Raw genomic sequence first — 13,766 nt, forward strand, 5'->3', positions numbered from 1 at the left:
GCTCATCCCCCCACCTTCGCCGGCCTCACCGGCCCCTGCATTGCCGGCAGCGATTTCAGATACTCCGCCATCGCCAGGCGGTCGACATCGGAAAGCTGCGCGATGTTGCGCACCACCGCCGCCATCGAGCCGCCGACGCTGTCGAAGCTCGGCGTGAAGCCGGTCTTGAGCAGTTCGGCGATCTCCTGCTTCGACCATTTGCCAAGGCCGTCCTCGGCCTGGGTGATATTGGGCACCCAGCCCTTGCCTTCCGGATCGGGTCCGCCGGCGAAGCGCGTCGCCTGGACGATGGCGCCCAACGCGTTGCGGCTCGAATGGCATTCGACGCAATGGCCGGGGCCGTTCACCAGATAGAAGCCGCGATTCCATTCCTCGCTCTTGCCCGGATCGGGCTTGAACGAGGCGCCGTCGAAGAAGAGCAGCTTCCAGCCGCCGACGACGCGGCGGATGTTGAAGGGGAACGGCAGGTCATGCGGCGCGGCCTTGCCCTCGACCGGAGCGAGGGTGCGGATATAGGCGAAGAGATCGGCCAGAGCCTTGGGCGGGATCAACCGGTAGGAGGTATAGGGGAAGGCCGGATAATAATGCTGCCCGGCCGGCGAGACGCCGGTCGCCATCGCATCGACGAAGTCCTTCACGCCCCAATTGCCGATGCCGTCGCGCGTATGCGGCGAGATGTTGGGCGCGTGGAAGGTGCCGAAGGGCGAGCCCAATGCAAGCCCGCCGCCGAGCCTGAGCTTGTCGTCCTGGCCGGGCGTGGCGTGGCAGGACGAACAGCCGCCCGCAGCGAAAAGCAGCTTGCCGTTCTCGATGTCTGGCGCCGGTAGCGCGCCGATCTGCGGATCAGGCGAAACCACGCGCGGGTCGGTCAATACGTAGAAACCGGCAAGGCCAAGCGCCGCCAGCGCGACGAGGGTGACCAGCAAGCGGCGCAGCAGCAGCATTCTCATCCTCTCCCGAGATTGCGCGCAGTCTAGAGCGTTTTCGAGCGAAGTGGATACCGGTTCGCGTGAAGAAAATGCGTGAAAAACAAAAGTCTAGAGCAATTTATCGATCCGATTGGATCGAAAATTGCTCTAGCTCAGAACCACTGCGTCATCCCAGCCACGCCGCGAAGCGACGCCGCCGGGATGACACCGCATGTTCGAGCAAGAACGATACAGTGCTGGAGTGGAACGCGCCGCGCAGCAGAAAGCTCCGCCAGCCGCCGTCAAAAACCGGCAGCCCTCACTTCTTGATGCGATAGGTCTCGTGGCAAGCAGCGCAGTTCTTGGTGACAGTGCCGAATGCGGTGCGGAACGAGGCGAGATCGGTAGTGGCCGTCGCCGCAGCCGCGGCATCGCTTTCGAACTTGACCTGTGCCGCCCTGAAGTTCGCCTGATCTTCCCAGATCTTCGGACCGGCGGTGGTATCGCCGGTCTTCGAGCTGTCGGGAAACAGCGTCTCCATCTTCTTGCCGGAGTCGACATAGGTCTTGAAGATGCCCTGGACCTTGGCAGCGTCGAACGCCTCCTCGCCCTTGGCTATCTTGGCGCCGAGCCCGGTGGCTCCGCCGATCGTCTTCATCGTGGCCTTGCGCTCGGCAATTGGATCAGACTGCGCCATGACGGCGGAAAAACCGAGCACCAGAGCAGTGGCGGCAAGAGCAAAGCGGATCATGCGTCGTCATCCCCGAAGGCTGTCCGGCGCTCAGGATGACGCCGGTTAGAACCTTTCCAGATCACATCAGCCAAGCGCTGGCGCCAAGCCGGTCTCACGCGATTGGCATTTGCGCTACAGCAAATGCAATCTTGCACTAGAGCCAGATCCGATCAGATCGAGGCGACCTGATCGGTGAATCCGCCTCTAAACTTAAAGATGGAGAGCGTTTTTCCGATCAGCTTGCGATGCAAGCTGATCGGAGCGGGCTCTAACAGGCTGCTGAAGAAGTCTGTTCTGGCTCTTGGTTTAGATGATCTTTGCTGTTTTGGCAGCGACTGGCGCAGCTGGGAAGCGTCGGCGGCTTGTCTTCTGGTGGATGCTGCTGCCGGAGCGTGGTTTGGTCCGCTTGGCGCTGCCCTTCATGCGGTCGCCTGGGCTAGAAGCTTGGGGATGCGGACGAGGTTGTAGGCGGCAACTGCGAAGGTGAAGACCGCCTCGGCCTTGGTCCGGGACCGGACCTTGACCTTGGCCAGCCCGGCCTGGGTCTTGATCCAGCCGAAGACCTCCTCGATGCGCTTGCGGCAACGCTGGCTGATCGCGTAGCCGGGATGGCGGGTGATGCGGCCGTCGATGGCGGTCTTGCGCACCTTGCCGGTCTTGGACACCGCGCCGTTGATGGCGATGTGCGGCGTCACCTGGCGCGCCCGCAGGTCGCCCACGAAGGCCTCGACATCGTAGGCCTTGTCGGCTCCCAACGTGATCCGATGCCGGCTTTCGCGCCGGTCGAGCATCGCAAGCGTTGCCTCGCGCTCGGCCGTGCCGGTGGCGTGGGTCAGCGTCGCGTCCACCACGAGGCCATGGCGGTTCTCCATCAGCGCATGGCCTATGAAGCACAGCCGGCTCTCGTGCCCGTCGCTCTTGCGATAGAGCCGGGCATCGGGATCGGTGGTCGAGGCATGGGTTACATTCGAGCGCTTTTCCTTGCGGAAGTTGCGCTCGCCGTTGCGGCCAGGCCCAGGCGGCTCGTCCGAGCCGTCCTTGCGCCGGAAGCTCTTCATCGAGGCCCAGGCATCGATCAGCGTGCCATCGACGGAGAAGTGGTCGCTCGACAGGAGCTGCTTCACCTGACGCAAAGCCAGCAGCCCCGACAGGAAGGCGTGGGCCACATCCGCTTCCAGAAGCCGGTCGCGGTTGTGCGTGAACACCGTCGGGTGCCAGACCGCGGCATCCATCTCAAGCCCGACGAACCACCGGAACAGCAGATTGTAGTCGATCTGCTCCATCAGCATCCGCTCGGAGCGAACCGAGAAGAACGCCTGCAGCAGCGTCGCGCGCAGCAGCATCTCCGGTGGGATCGAGGGCCGACCCATCTGCGAATACAGCGTCTCGAAGCGACCGTTCAGACCCGCCAGAACCTCGTCCGCCAAAGCCCGGATCGCTCGCAGCGGATGATCCGCAGGAACCCGCTCTTCCAGCCGGATGTAGCTGAACAGGCTATCCGACCGATCCTCACGTCCCCGCATCGCAAGACCCCGCATCTGCCTCAGACAGAGTGAATCATCTCCAAGACGATCCCGCCAGAGACTTCTGCAGCAGCCTGCTAAAGCGGATACCCGGCCTGCTTCAGCGCATTGAAGACCTTGATCGGGGTCGCCGGCATGTCGATCGCCTTGATGCCGGCCGCGCGGTCGAGCGCATCCACCATCGCGTTCATCACGGCCGGGCAGGCTCCGATGGCCCCCGCCTCGCCCGCGCCCTTCACGCCCAGCGCATTGGTGAGGCAGCGCACATTGCGCGTCTCGAAATGGAAGTTCGGCACGTCGACCGCACGTGGCAGGGCATAGTCCATGAAGGTCGCGGTCAGCATCTGCCCTTCCGTATCGAAGCGGATCTCCTCCATCAGGGCCTGGCCGATGCCTTGCGCCGCGCCGCCATGAACCTGTCCCTGCAGCATGATCGGGTTCAGCGTCACGCCGAAATCGTCGACCACGACATAGTTGAGGATCGCGGTCGCTCCGGTGCCGGGATCGACCTCCAATTCGCAGACATGGGTGCCGTTGGGATAGGTCGCCTCCGGCGGCTCCCAGCTCTGGTGCACCTTGAGCATGGCCGAGGTCGCGCCCGGCAGTGCGGCGATCGCGGCAAGGTCGAGCGCCTTGTCGGTGCCGACGACGCGCACCGCGCCATCGACGATTTCGAGATCACTGAGGCCCGCTTCGAGCTTCTCCGAGGCAAGCTGCTTGAGGTTGTCGGAGAGGATCGCAGTCGCCTTGTCGAGCGCCGCGCCGCCGACGGGGATCGAACGCGAACCGCCGGTGCCCGAACCCGTCTCGACCTTGTCGGTATCGCCCTGGATGACGCGGATGCGGTCCATCGGAATGTCGAGATGCTGAGAGACGAGCTGGGAATAAGCGGTCTCATGCCCCTGCCCGTTCGACTGCGTGCCGATCAGCACGGTCACCATGCCGTCCTTCTCGAGGATCACGGTCGAGCTCTCCGGCCCGCCGCCGCCGCAGGCCTCGATATAGCAGGCGAGGCCGATGCCGCGGATCTTGCCGGCCTTGGTCGAGGCCTTGAGGCGGCTCTTGAAGCCCTTCCAGTCCGCGACTTCCATGGCGCGGCGCATATGCCCCTCGAACTCGCCGGAATCATAGACCGGCCCGGTCTGGGTCTTGTGCGGCATCTCGCCCGGCTTGACGAAGTTGAGCGCGCGCACGGCGTCGGGCGTCTTGCCGGTCTCGCGCGCGACCGCATCGACCAGCCGCTCGATCAGATAGGCGGCCTCGGGGCGGCCCGCGCCGCGATAGGCATCGACCGGCGTCGTATTCGTCAGCACGCCCCTAAAGCGCACATGGACGGCGGGAATGCTGTAGCAGCCCGGCGTCATCGTGGTTCCGACCCAGGGGATGAAGGGTCCATATTGGGAGAGATAGGCCCCCATCTCGGCAGCGAGATCGACCTTGAGGGCGATGAATTTGCCCTTTTTGTCGAGCGCGACCGTCGCCGTCGCGAGGTTGGCGCGGCCATGGGTGTCGGCGAGGAAATGCTCGGTGCGGTCGGAGACCCAGCGCACCGGGCGCTTCAGCATCTCGGCTGCGACCATGGTCAGCGGGTATTCGCGATACATGAAGATCTTGGTGCCGAAGCCGCCGCCGACATCGGGCGTGACCACGCGGATGCGCTTGGGGTCGACCTTCAGGATATAGCTCGCCAGGATGTCGCGCGTGCCATGGCTGCCCTGGCTGCCGAGCGTCAGCGTCCAGCGCTTGGTCTCCTTGTCGTATTCGGCGATGCAGGCGCGCGTCTCCATATAGTTGGAGGCAAGCCGGTTGTTGACGATGGTGACGGAGACGGTGCTGTCGGCCTTGGCGAAAGCCGCCTCGGTCTTGGCCTTGTCGCCCTGCTCGGCCTCGAAGGCGACATTGCCGGCTCGGTCCGGCCAGACCTGCGGTGCCTTGGGCTCCAGCGCAGCGGCGATGCCGGTGATCGAGGGCAGCGTCTCCCAGGAGATATCGATGGCCTCGGCTGCGTCGCGCGCCTGGTCGAGCGTCTCGGCGACGATGAAGGCGACCGCCTCACCGACATGGCGCACGGTATCGGTGGGCAGCACCGGCACCGGCAACGGCACGACCGGCTCGCCCGAGATCGTCTTGATCAGACCCTTGCAGGGAATGCCGCCGAGATGAGCGACGTCCTCGCCCGTCAGGATCAGCTTCACGCCCTTCATCTTGCGGGCCGCGCTCTTGTCCCGGATCGTGAATTTGGCATGCGCATATTGCGAGCGCAGCACGAAGGCATGCAGCGCGCCCTCGACGGCCGTATCATCCGTGTAACGACCTGCGCCCGTGGTCAGGCGGTGATCCTCGACGCGCCGCACGGGCTGGCCGAATCCGAATTTCATGGGACGCATGAGCCGATATCCTCAGATAAGACGAATGAAAGACTGGCCTAGAAACGGGGTTCAGTCACCCCGGCGCGCGACACGCCGGGATGCATGCAGCGCATCGCTCCCCGCTCAGCGGAGGGTGCGGATCGCGGTCTCCGACAGCGAGACCATGGTGTTGTAGGAGCTGACGAGCCAGTTCGCGTCGTTGGCCGCCCCGCGCCGAACGTCGCCCTTGCCGCGGCCGAGCTTGTCGCGGAAATCCCTCAGCCTGCCGAGCCAGGAGCTCGCCTGGCTTTCGATGAAGGGCACGCCTTTGGGCTCGGTCTCCTTGAAGCGGTCCATCTCGCGCACCGCACCGGCATAATCAGCCACGGCCGCGTCGAATGCCTTGAGGTCGACGATCGGCTTCTCATTGCTCGGCATCAGATCCATCACCACCCGGGCGTTGATCATGACGTTGCGAACCTGCCAGCGCACTGAGCGACCTTCCCGCTGCTCGACGGCGGCGAGCTCGCGCTGATCGAGCCCTTTCTTGTAGACGCGCATCTGGGCATCGAGCGTCGCTCGCTCATCGAGGAAGGTTTTTGCGGCCGGCACCATCAGCATGTGCAGGTTGCGCCCCTCAGTGGCGTTGTCGTCGCGGTAATCCTTGCGCTCGTAATAGCGCTCCGCCCTCGTGATCAGCGGAGCGAACTCCTGATAAGCCCTGATGTAGCGCCTGATCGTCTGGTCGATCTCCGGCAGCGCCGGCGCACGGGTGACGGCCTCCTCGGCGCGTTTGATCTCGCCGGTAACGTCATAAAGGCTGTAGAGCCCGTAATCGATGTAGCGCTCCTTACCGGTCGGCCCCTTCTTCATGTCGACCCAGCTCGCATAGCGCTCCCAGGACTGGATTGCGCGCAGCGTCCGGTTCATCAGGGCGGTGTAGGCGTTGGACTTGGCGATTGCCGTCTGCAGGCCGGCCTCGTCGGCGGTTGGCGCGGCAGGTGTCGCCGCTCCCTGAGCCAGGGCGCCGGCAGGTGTCAGCGCCAGGAGCGCGAAGGCAAAGGCCGCGCTGCGCAGAAACATGGAAACCGGCATGTCTGAATCCTTGTCATCCGTCGGGGCTTGAAGGTCGCAGGCCCGGTCAAACCCTCAGCGCTCGACCGGCCCGCCCCGCATCGCCCAATCCTTGAAGCCGCCGAAATAATGGCTGTCGATGTCGAGCCCCGCCGATTGCGCGAATTCGAGCGCGCGCAGCGAGCGCACGCCGGCGGCGCAGGAGAAGACGATGCGCTTGCCGGGCGCGTCGGGAATGGCGGCTGGGTCGAATTGCGAGAGCGGCAGTAAGGTCGAGCCCGGAATATGGCCGGCGGCGAATTCATGCGGCTCGCGCACATCGACCACCAGGATCGACCCATCCGCAAGTCCGGCCCTGACGGCGTCGATATCGAGATCCTTCACGATCAAGGCGCATCTCCAGCTCAATCCAGCAGATTTACCAGATAGAGCGTGAGCGCCGGAATTGCCACCACGATGCCAAGCCGGATCACGCCTCGGATCAATTCGCTTGCGGCAGGTATCCTCATCGAACAGGCATCTTCATCGAGCAGCTTGGCGCGCATCGATCTGGTGCAAGCGGAGCTTGGCTATCACCGCTCAAATGCGCAGCCGCTACGATCCGCGCATATCCCCATGCAGAAGATGGTGGAGAGTAAGTCGCAAACAGGGCGCCCGTGGCCGCTCGGGGCTGGTCTTGCGGCTGCGCCCGGAGGGACGCAGCCAGTCTCGGGATCCGTCGCCGGATCCAGCGGGGCCTCGCTCAGGCCTGCGCCGGAATCCGCAGCACCCAGCCCGGCTGGATCAGGTCGGGATTCTTCACCGGCGGCGTATTGGCCTTGACGATCTCGGTGTATTTGGCGCCCTGGCCCTTGCCGTAATGCTCTTCGGCGATCTTCCAGAGCGTGTCGCCCTTCTTGACCGTGTAGAACACGGCGGCGGCGGCTTCCTTGGTCACTGCGAGATCGGATTCGACCGAGGCGACCCCGGTCGTGTTCCCCAGCGCCAGGATGATCTTCTCGGCCTGCTCGGTCGAGACCGCCTTGCCCGAGACCTTGACCTTGTCGCCATCGATCGAGATCGCGACATCGGACGGCAAGCCATGACCGGCCAGCTCTTTCTGCAACTCGTCCGCCGTGGCGGCCTTGGCTGGGCTCGAGCCGAAAATCTTCGCGCCCGCATCCTTGATGAAACTGAACAGACCCATGAGGCTTCTCCATCTGTTGGGGGGCACATCAAGCCCCCTCAGCATGATAAGTTCAAGACAGACGTTGCATTTTTGCGCGAATACAACTCTTCCTTGCGTCACCTGACAGGCCTTTTTCGGCACAACTGCTCTGACGCGGCGACCTCTTCCCCCCGCAATGACGGGCTGGCACAAGCGCCCCAGGACAACAGCCCCAAAGCCCCAACGGAGTTCCCCGATGCTGACGCTCGCCCAGGCCCAGACCATTCTCGCAACGGCCCTCTCCTATGCCGAAAAGGGCGGGTTCAAGCCGCTTGCCATCGCTGTTCTCGATGCGCGCGGCGCGGAGAAGGTCTTCGCGGCGCAGGACGGCACCAGCCTGAAGCGCGGCGAGATCGCGCTCGGCAAGGCCCATGGCTCAGTCGCAATGGGCCTCGGCTCGCGTGCGCTCCACAAGATGGCGCAGGAGCGGCCCTATTTCATCGAGGCGGCAACGCATGCCGTCGGCGGCTCGCTCGTGCCGGTGCCCGGCGGCGTGCTGATCCGCGACACCAACAACATACTGCTCGGCGCGATCGGCGTCTCCGGCGACACCTCGGACAATGACGAAGCGGCCGCCGTAGCTGGAATCACAGCGGCCGGCCTCAGAGCCGATACCGGCGCCTAGAGCACGCGCCGATCAGGTCGATCCGACCTGATCGGACCCGTCTCTCGTCTCTCCCGAAAACACGCGCGAACCCGAAAACACTTGCCAGACGCCGCGCGAGGCATCATGTCACGCGCGGCGCTGTTCGGTTTGCAGAATTTTTGAACGTTTCAAAGGAAATGAGATGAGCGACGTGGCCGTTCCCGGTGAGGTTATCACCACGGATGTCGTGATAGTTGGCGCAGGTCCGTGCGGATTGTTTGCGGTGTTCGAGCTGGGTTTGCTCGACATCAAGGCGCATCTGGTCGACATCCTGCCCAAGGTCGGCGGGCAATGCGCCGAGCTCTATCCGGAGAAGCCGATCTACGACATTCCGGGCTTCCCGATCGTCACCGGCCAGGGCCTGGTCGACAACCTCGTCGAGCAGATCCGGCCCTTCGGCCCGACCTTCCACTTGAACCAGATGATCGAGGCGCTGGAGCCGATCGGCACGGCGGACGCCCCGCGTTTCCGCGTCACCACCGATGCCGGCACGGTGTTCGAGACCAAGACCGTCATCGTCGCTGCCGGCGGCGGCTCGTTCCAGCCCAAGAAGCCGCCGATCCCCGGCATCGAGGCCTATGAGGGCAACTCGGTGTTCTATGCCGTGCGCAAGATGGAGGCCTTCCGCGGCCGCGACATCCTGATCGTCGGCGGCGGCGATTCCGCTCTCGACTGGACGCTCAACCTGCAGCCGATCGCCAGGCGCGTCACGCTGATGCATCGCCGCGACGATTTCCGCGCCGCGCCGCATTCGGTCGAGCAGATGCGCGCGCTCGTCGCTTCCGGCCAGATGGACATGAAGCTCGGCCAGGTCACCGGCCTCAAGGGCGAGGGCTCGGCGCTCCAGGCCGCGATCTGCCGTGACAGTGACGGCCAGACCTTCGAGATCGCCTGCAATACGCTCCTGCCCTTCTTCGGCCTGACCATGAAGCTCGGGCCGATCGCCGATTGGGGCTTGAACCTCAACGAGAACCTGATCCCGGCCGATACCGAGAAGTTCGAGACGAGCACACCGGGCATCTTCGCCATCGGCGACATCAACACCTATCCCGGCAAGCTCAAGCTCATCCTGTCGGGCTTCCACGAGGCCGCGCTCGCAGCCCAGAAGGTCCATCGCTACGTCTATCCCGACAAGCGACTGACCTTCCAGTACACGACCTCCTCGACATCCCTCCAGAAAAAGCTCGGAGTCGCGTGAGCGAGCGATGGGTGGAGTCACAGCACTCCGCCTAGGCGCTTGCAAACTCCGTCATTGCGAGCGCAGCGAAGCAATCCAGGGGCGTAGAGCGAGCCTTGCTGGATTGCTTCGTCGCTTACGCTCCTCGCAATGACGGTTCAGCCAAAATGGACAGCACCGTGACTGGGTATGTAAACCGAGCCAGCGTTCAGTACTCCCGCGTCGAGGACATGTGCGAACGCTCGCCAATCTGAGGCTGCGGCACCGAACCGAGACGCAGCGTCTCCAGCGTCGCGCGTGACGGTGTAGCCAGCGCAGGCTGGAAGCGGCCGGCGGCATCTCCGGACGCGATCTGCGGCTGCATCGGCCCGGGCACCGGCAGATCGTCCTCGATATCGCGCGGCGGATCGACGCGATCCCGGAACTCGGCCAGCGCGCCTTCGATCGGATGGAAGCTGAAGCGGACCTTATGCGTCCCGGCCGGCACCTGCACGGCGCGGAACAGCACATTCGCCTTCAGGATCTCGGTATCGACACCGTCGACCTGCGCCCGCCACCAAGGGTGCCAGATGTCGTTCAGCACGACGAAGCCGGCCTGCGTCGCCGTGACCTCGATCTCGATCTCGGTGTTCTCGTAGCGACCGAGCTTGACCTCGGCCTGGGCCGTGCTCGGCCCTTCCGGTATAGCCTCGGGCGGCTCGGAATCGAGCAGCACGACCTGATGCGGATCGACATCCGGCCAGCGCCCGCCAGCCTTCATGCCGTCGAAATCGGCCATCTGCCAGCCACCGACAAACAGCACGCGCGGCAACGCGCGAGGGTTCTCGTAGATATACCCCTCCTTGGTGCGCGCGACGAGCTTGAGATCTCCGTCATGGAGCTTGTAGTCGACCTGGCCGATCGGCACCGGCGTCGCGATGTAGCGCAGGCCGAGCAGATCGGCGAGGCGGCAGCGATAGGACGGGAATAGCGGCGTGAACTTGCGCTCTTTCGGGTCGCCGATCGAATCGCGCGTACCGACGGCGTCGGAGAAATCGGCCAGTCGCAGGGGATTGTAGCCCAGCGTATGGTCGAAGCCGTGCACCATGCCGACATTGGGCCATTCGAAGCCCATGCCGAGCAGTTCGACCCGGTCGCGGCGCGGCGAGCCCGTGGGCTGGGCGACGAGCCGCTTCAACGCCCGGACGGTCTCGTTTTGCGTCTCGGGACGCAGCACGTCATACAGATCAGGCGAGAGCGCGGTCGATTCATTGGGGCCGTTGTTGCGGCCAAGATCGGCGCCGATGACGCCCGTCACCAGGACGGCCGCGGCAAGCGGGCCGATGCCATTGCGCCAGCGCATCAGGACGCCCACCACCAGCAGCGACGCGCCGAACCACGCCACAGCGGAGGCTGCGGGCCACCACGCGTCGCGCAGATGCCGCTCATCGGCCGAGACCACGAGCGCCAGCACGATCACCGCCGCGACGACCCCGGCTCCGATCGCGAAATCGCGCTTCAGCGAGCCCAGATTCTCCTCCGACAGCAGGCGATGCAGCACATAACCCGCGAGGATGGCGCCGAGCCCACCAATCAGGAAGGTCGAGTCCGCCGGCCTGCGGAAGGCCTTCACGCCCGGCAGATACTCGTAGAACAGCTGGAAGGCCGGCGTGTAGCGGCCGAGCGCGAACAGCACCATGAAGAGGAAGAGCAGGCTGAACGGCCGGATGGCCTTGTCCCAGAGCCAGCCTCGCGTCAGGCCGGGCGCGATCAGCAGGAGCAGCGGCAGCGCGCCGATATAGACCTGTCCCATGTTCTGCGACAGGAACAGCTCCTTGGCATTCCAGGCGGGGCTGTAAGGGCCCCAGAAATCGACAGCCGGATCACGCGCGCCGAACAAATCCGCGACGAAGGCGGTCAGCAGCGAGGCCGGGTGCAGCGAGCCGCGGCCTGCCTCGACGAAATCGATCTCCGGCCGCGTCGTCGCCTCGGCGAAGAGCCAGGTCCAGAGCAGCGGCATGGCGATGGTCAGGATGCCGGCCAGGCTCGCCACCGTGATCGGTGCGAGGCTGGCGCGGACAGCCGCCCAGCCACCCGAGAGCCAATGCGCCAAAACCATGCCGATCAGCACATAGGCGCCGAGCATCGCGACCTGGTCCGGCTCCAGCACCATCATGCCGCCGGCGAGGCCAGCGAGCGCGCCGGAGAGCAGCGAGGAGCGTTGCAGCATGCGCGCCGTCAGCCAGAAGGCGATGGCGAAGAAGGCAAGGCTCGCAATCTGCCCGACATGCTGCACGCGCCACGCGGACGAGGCGCCGAAAGCGAATACGATCGCCGCGAGCAGGCCGCCGGCGGGGTGCCATTTGCGGTCGCGGAAGAACATCAGCAGGGCAAGGCCACCCGCAAGCAGATGCGCCAGCACATAGGCATCGACCTCGCGGAAGCTCGGCGACGGCGTCAGCAAAGCGAGCAGGATCGCGGGCGAAAAGATCAGCGATTGCGGATCGGCGACCTGGGGGGAGCCACCGAAGACGTTATGCGTCCAGAACGGCGACTGGCCGCTGTGCAGCGCCTGCGCCAGGAACTGGATCTGCGCCTGGAAATGCGCCTTGGCGTCGAACGGAATCGTGACGGAACCTGAAAGCCATGGCCAGCACAGGATCACCCAGACACAAACAAAACCCGCGGCCGCCAGCCGATAGCTGACGCCCTTCTTCAGAAAAGTGTTCAAGCGGACCCCCCGGTCCCCTCAGTACTGGACGATCCCGGAGTCGGAACCAGCCTCCATTCTGTCAGTGCGGGAGAAAATGCAGTGGTCGATGTGAACCGAAACTGAATGAAATCGGCGAGGCGTTCAGCTTCCACACCACAAGGTCAAGGCTTGGTGAGCGCCATCCTCCGTTTCAGCGGATATTCCCGAGCCAGGCGGCCAGCACCCGGCGTTCATCCGGGGTCATGCCGGAGAGATTATTGGGCGGCATCGCATGCGTCATCACCGCTTGCACCCTGATGGCACGGGCATGGGCGGCGATGAGTTCCGGCTCGTGCAGCAGCACCCCCTTGGGCGCGATCTGGATGCCGGGCCAGGACGGCTCCGGCGCATGGCACATGGCGCAGCGCCCGCTGACGATGGTGCTGATCTCGACCGGCGGCAACGCCATTCCCGCCAGCAAGACGGGTTTGGCTGCAGCGAGCGGCGAAAGCCCCAGCCGCTCGCGCCCGCCTGGTGAGGACGCCATCGCGAGCCAGAAGGCGAGCCAGATCGCCAGGATCGCGACGCCCCAGCACCACCAGGGCGACTTCGCATGGTCGGCGTGGCGGAGATTGTAGAAATGCCGGATCAGCGCGCCCGCGACGATGATCAGCGCCACCAGCGCCGGGATCACCGCCGAATTGGCGTAAGTCACCGGATAATGGTTCGACAGCATCAGGAACAGCACCGGCAGGGTGATGTAGTTGTTGTGCGTCGAGCGTTGCTTGGCCGCCTTGCCGTATTTCGGATCGGGCTTTTCGCCCGCCGTCAGCGCCGCGATCACTTTGCGCTGACCCGGCATGATGTTGAAGAAGACATTGGCGGTCATGATCGTCGCCATCAGCGCGCCGGTATGGATCAATGCGCCGCGCCCGGAAAAGACGCTGGCGAAGGCCCAGCTCGCGGCGACGACATAGCCGAAGCCGAAGAGCCCGAGCAGCACATCGTTCTTGCCCAAAGGCGATTTGCATAGGAAGTCGTAGAACAGCCAGCCCAGGGCCAGCGCCGCGATGCCGATCGCGCCCGCCGCGAGCGGCGACAGCGCCATCACCGCCGGATCGATCAGATAGAGCTCCGACTGCGCATAATAGACCCAGACCAGCAGAAAGAAGCCCGAGATCCAGGTCCAGTAGCTCTGCCATTTATGCCAGGTCAACTCGGCCGGCATCACGGCGGGAGCAACCAGGTATTTGCGCATCTCGTAGAAGCCGCCGCCATGGACCTGCCAAGCGCGCCCGCCCTCTCCAGAAGGGATGTCCGCCGCAGGCCGCAAGCTGGCATCGAGATGGATGAAGAAGAAGGACGAGCCGATCCAGGCGATCGCCGTGATCACATGCAGCCAGCGCAGCAGCATGCCGCCCCATTCCATGAGATAGGCGTCAAGCATCGCCCGGCAGGCCTCGTGTTGCGCGCACCGGC

The 13,766-nt window shown here is 64.6% G+C and carries 12 protein-coding genes; 2 read left to right on the plus strand and 10 right to left on the minus strand.

The window, feature by feature from the left end:
• Positions 1 to 2: 2 nt before the first annotated feature.
• The 8 genes from BHK69_RS24550 to lysM form a co-directional block, all read right to left on the minus strand.
• Positions 3 to 944 carry a c-type cytochrome gene (locus BHK69_RS24550; protein ID WP_148663576.1) on the minus strand — a complete coding sequence of 314 codons (942 nt, stop codon included), beginning with the start codon at positions 942 to 944 and terminating at the stop codon, positions 3 to 5.
• 283 nt (positions 945 to 1,227) lie between these two features.
• Positions 1,228 to 1,659: a c-type cytochrome gene (locus tag BHK69_RS24555; protein WP_069692393.1), complete on the minus strand. Its 432-nt coding sequence runs from the start codon at positions 1,657 to 1,659 to the stop codon at positions 1,228 to 1,230.
• 401 nt (positions 1,660 to 2,060) lie between these two features.
• Positions 2,061 to 3,164 carry an IS5 family transposase gene (locus BHK69_RS24560; protein ID WP_069693320.1) on the minus strand — a complete coding sequence of 368 codons (1,104 nt, stop codon included), beginning with the start codon at positions 3,162 to 3,164 and terminating at the stop codon, positions 2,061 to 2,063.
• Between the two features lie 77 nt (positions 3,165 to 3,241).
• Positions 3,242 to 5,551 carry a xanthine dehydrogenase family protein molybdopterin-binding subunit gene (locus tag BHK69_RS24565; protein WP_069692394.1) on the minus strand — a complete coding sequence of 770 codons (2,310 nt, stop codon included), beginning with the start codon at positions 5,549 to 5,551 and terminating at the stop codon, positions 3,242 to 3,244.
• A 105-nt stretch (positions 5,552 to 5,656) separates the two neighbouring features.
• The gene (locus BHK69_RS24570; RefSeq protein WP_244548309.1) at positions 5,657 to 6,607 is read right to left on the minus strand and encodes a YiiG family protein; all 951 of its coding nucleotides are present in this window, start codon (positions 6,605 to 6,607) and stop codon (positions 5,657 to 5,659) included.
• Between the two features lie 54 nt (positions 6,608 to 6,661).
• Complete coding sequence (locus BHK69_RS24575; protein ID WP_069692395.1) at positions 6,662 to 6,976, minus strand: rhodanese-like domain-containing protein; 315 nt, start codon at positions 6,974 to 6,976, stop codon at positions 6,662 to 6,664.
• A gap of 14 nt (positions 6,977 to 6,990) precedes the next feature.
• Entirely contained in the window at positions 6,991 to 7,131 is a 141-nt protein-coding gene (locus BHK69_RS32745; protein ID WP_158516268.1) for a hypothetical protein, read from the minus strand.
• Between the two features lie 197 nt (positions 7,132 to 7,328).
• On the minus strand, positions 7,329 to 7,772 hold the full coding sequence (gene lysM, locus BHK69_RS24580) for a peptidoglycan-binding protein LysM (protein WP_069692396.1): 444 nt from the start codon (positions 7,770 to 7,772) through the stop codon (positions 7,329 to 7,331).
• Positions 7,773 to 7,989: 217 nt separating this feature from the next.
• On the opposite strand from lysM, the gene BHK69_RS24585 reads away from it, so the two are divergent.
• Together BHK69_RS24585 and BHK69_RS24590 are read left to right on the plus strand one after the other, a co-directional pair.
• Complete coding sequence (locus BHK69_RS24585; protein WP_069692397.1) at positions 7,990 to 8,418, plus strand: GlcG/HbpS family heme-binding protein; 429 nt, start codon at positions 7,990 to 7,992, stop codon at positions 8,416 to 8,418.
• A gap of 163 nt (positions 8,419 to 8,581) precedes the next feature.
• Complete coding sequence (locus tag BHK69_RS24590; RefSeq protein WP_069692398.1) at positions 8,582 to 9,637, plus strand: NAD(P)/FAD-dependent oxidoreductase; 1,056 nt, start codon at positions 8,582 to 8,584, stop codon at positions 9,635 to 9,637.
• Between the two features lie 187 nt (positions 9,638 to 9,824).
• Here the strand turns inward: BHK69_RS24590 and BHK69_RS24595 are convergent, their stop codons facing one another.
• Positions 9,825 to 12,326 carry a hypothetical protein gene (locus BHK69_RS24595; RefSeq protein WP_069692399.1) on the minus strand — a complete coding sequence of 834 codons (2,502 nt, stop codon included), beginning with the start codon at positions 12,324 to 12,326 and terminating at the stop codon, positions 9,825 to 9,827.
• 172 nt (positions 12,327 to 12,498) lie between these two features.
• Positions 12,499 to 13,734: a urate hydroxylase PuuD gene (locus BHK69_RS24600; protein WP_069692400.1), complete on the minus strand. Its 1,236-nt coding sequence runs from the start codon at positions 13,732 to 13,734 to the stop codon at positions 12,499 to 12,501.
• Between the last annotated feature and the right edge of the window lie 32 nt (positions 13,735 to 13,766).

This window comes from Bosea vaviloviae (genome assembly GCF_001741865.1).
Classification (GTDB): domain Bacteria; phylum Pseudomonadota; class Alphaproteobacteria; order Rhizobiales; family Beijerinckiaceae; genus Allobosea; species Allobosea vaviloviae.

Bases quoted from the DNA above. Each gene is read 5' to 3' on its own strand.
- BHK69_RS24600 (WP_069692400.1), bottom strand. From the start codon at position 13,734: ATGCTTGACGCCTATCTCATGGAATGGGGCGGCATGCTGCTGCGCTGG.
- BHK69_RS24565 (WP_069692394.1), bottom strand. From the start codon at position 5,551: ATGCGTCCCATGAAATTCGGATTCGGCCAGCCCGTGCGGCGCGTCGAG.
- BHK69_RS24550 (WP_148663576.1), bottom strand. From the start codon at position 944: ATGCTGCTGCTGCGCCGCTTGCTGGTCACCCTCGTCGCGCTGGCGGCG.
- BHK69_RS24570 (WP_244548309.1), bottom strand. From the start codon at position 6,607: ATGCCGGTTTCCATGTTTCTGCGCAGCGCGGCCTTTGCCTTCGCGCTC.
- BHK69_RS24585 (WP_069692397.1), top strand. From the start codon at position 7,990: ATGCTGACGCTCGCCCAGGCCCAGACCATTCTCGCAACGGCCCTCTCC.
- lysM (WP_069692396.1), bottom strand. From the start codon at position 7,772: ATGGGTCTGTTCAGTTTCATCAAGGATGCGGGCGCGAAGATTTTCGGC.
- BHK69_RS24555 (WP_069692393.1), bottom strand. From the start codon at position 1,659: ATGATCCGCTTTGCTCTTGCCGCCACTGCTCTGGTGCTCGGTTTTTCC.
- BHK69_RS24590 (WP_069692398.1), top strand. From the start codon at position 8,582: ATGAGCGACGTGGCCGTTCCCGGTGAGGTTATCACCACGGATGTCGTG.
- BHK69_RS24560 (WP_069693320.1), bottom strand. From the start codon at position 3,164: ATGCGGGGACGTGAGGATCGGTCGGATAGCCTGTTCAGCTACATCCGG.
- BHK69_RS32745 (WP_158516268.1), bottom strand. From the start codon at position 7,131: ATGCGCGCCAAGCTGCTCGATGAAGATGCCTGTTCGATGAGGATACCT.